The following is a 1,547-nucleotide window of genomic DNA, read 5'->3' as shown; positions in this document are numbered from 1 at the left end:
GACAGTTCGCGTTATGCGCGTGCGGCGTTTGGTCTGGCGGCGGCGAGTTTGAGCCTTGCGGCGCTGTTGGCGGCGGTGCCTGCCCATGCCCAGCAGAACCGGGCCGGCTATGCCAATGAGTTTTCCCGCCCCTATGGCACCAATCCAGGCGACCAGAACCGACCCTATGATGCTGGAACCCGCGACCTCAATGGCAATCGCGTCATCATCGACGGACGCATCGTGGTGGGTGATGATTTATCGTCTCTGCCGCTAGGCCTCTATAATACAGGCTCCGGCGGCATGGGCTTCTCCGGCACCGGAACCGCCATTGGCAACCAGCTCAATGTCAACACCACCGGCAGCTTCAACACCGTCATCGTCAATTCCACCCAGATCAATAATGGCAATCAGACGGTGATCATCAACGGCCACACCACCGCCACCAATACCGGCAACACCAACACCACCGCCGGTGTCGGAGCCACCACACCCGCCGCACACACCACCCAGCCCGTGCTCAATGGGGGGCTTGATTTCTGATGACCCGCTCTGTGTCCTCCCCCCTGCGCAGCCTTGCTGCCCTCAGCTTGTGCGGCCTCACTCTGGCAGGCTGCGTGTCGCCCACCGCCACCTCCTCGGGCAATTATGCCCGCCCGATCGGCAATGCACCGGTCACCGCCAATCCAACCCCCTATTCTGCCGCTCTGGTCTGTCTGGCCAATTATGCCCGCTATCAGAACATCCGCGGCCCCCGCGTCGCGGTCGGCCGTATCCTGGATTATACCGGCAAGTCCGACTTCGAAGGCGGCCGTCAGGTCACCCAAGGCGCGTCACTGATGGCCATCTCGGCCTTTGCCAAGTCCGGGGCCCGTCTGGTCGAGCGGTTTGACACCTCCGTCTCCGAGCTTGAGCTCAAATATGCCAATAACCGTCTGATCGGTGAGGATGGCCAAGACTTCCGCCGCATTCTGGCCGGCCAAGTCCCCGGCTCTGACTTCTATCTCATCGGTGGCATCACCGAGCTCAATTACAACATCCGCTCTGTCGGGGCCGACACTTTCATCGGCGACCGCGACCCCACCAATGGCAAGGGTATCGCCAATGGCAAGCTCTATGTCATGAATGTCGGGCTCGACCTGCGGCTGATCGACACCAAGACCCTCGAGGTTGTCGATGTCATCTCCTATCAAAAGCAGATCATCGGTCGCGAGATTGGGCTTGGCTATTTCCAATTCCTCGACAACATCACCCTCGACCTCGGGGTCGGCGGGCGCAGTCAAGAGCCGATCCAACTGGCTGTCCGCTCGGTCATTGAGCGGGCTGTGGTGGAAATGATGTCCAACATCTATGGCGTCCCCGGTGCCAGTGCCTGCCAAGGCGCTTTCGGACCCGGCGGCGATCCCATGGGACCCATCGGCACAACCGGTGCTTTCGTCCCACGCTCCGATGCCACCGCCGCTGGGGCCGCACCCCGCGCCAATCCCAACGCTTGGTCCACAAACCAAGACCGCAACATCGCCTCCGCCCTGCGCGGAACACGTCAATAAACCTGTCGCGCTTCACGG

2 protein-coding genes are annotated in these 1,547 nt (G+C 61.6%); both read left to right on the top strand.

What is annotated here, in order from left to right:
* The coding region (gene hfaA, locus PbB2_RS15810) for a holdfast anchoring protein HfaA (RefSeq protein ID WP_320410541.1) at positions 1 to 522 on the top strand (522 nt) is incomplete at its 5' end.
* Complete coding sequence (hfaB, locus tag PbB2_RS15805; protein ID WP_108986353.1) at positions 522 to 1,529, top strand: holdfast anchoring protein HfaB; 1,008 nt, start codon at positions 522 to 524, stop codon at positions 1,527 to 1,529. The genes hfaA and hfaB, both read left to right, overlap by 1 nt.
* Positions 1,530 to 1,547 lie beyond the last annotated feature (18 nt).

The organism is Candidatus Phycosocius bacilliformis (assembly GCF_003112735.1).
Taxonomy (GTDB): Bacteria; Pseudomonadota; Alphaproteobacteria; order Caulobacterales; family Aquidulcibacteraceae; genus Aquidulcibacter; species Aquidulcibacter bacilliformis.
The sequence above is the reverse complement of the archived record's forward strand: the minus strand, read 5'-3'. Positions and strand labels throughout refer to the sequence as shown.